Source organism: Pseudomonas defluvii (genome assembly GCF_001695625.1).
Taxonomy (GTDB): domain Bacteria; phylum Pseudomonadota; class Gammaproteobacteria; order Pseudomonadales; family Pseudomonadaceae; genus Aquipseudomonas; species Aquipseudomonas defluvii.
In genome coordinates, this window is record NZ_MBPN01000324.1 from 1 (window position 1) to 519 (window position 519).

General features: G+C 63.6%; 1 pseudogene. It reads left to right on the forward strand.

Features of this window, described 5'->3' with window-relative positions:
• A pseudogene (locus EKA13_RS28030) lies at positions 1 to 519 on the forward strand (LysM domain-containing protein); the annotation flags it as partial.

Here is a 519-nt window from a genome sequence, read left to right on the forward strand (position 1 = left end):
CAGGGCCGTGAGCGCAGAGCAGAACAAGGGCATCAGCAGCGCACCGGCCTGCATGTGGTGGAAGTGATCCTGTTCAGCGACCCGAGCCGTCGCCACTACATCCGCACGTCGTTCCACCAGCGCGTCGACTGGAAAGGGCATGTCAGTACACGGATTCTGGCTGGTAAACCCTTCAACAGGCAGTTGGCCGGTGAGCTGATCAAGGACATTCAGTCGGCGATCAGCACCAGCCGCAAATCAGGGCCACTGGGTAGCCTGGAGGCCAAGCTGGCCTCGTGGAGCAGTGACAAGGACAACCTGCTCAATACCCTGCACCAGGAAGTCTCCTGGACCTCCAACGGCACCGACGCGGCCCGCTACGCCGTCTCGGCCGACGCCCAGGCATTGCGCTTCGCCGCCAGCGCCAGTGCCGGCATCAACAGCTGGAACCCGGCGCAGGGGTTGATCGACGTCGGGGTCAAGGGCACGGCCGAATTTTCCCTGGCCGACGCAGCGGTGTCCTTCAACAGCTACTTCCCC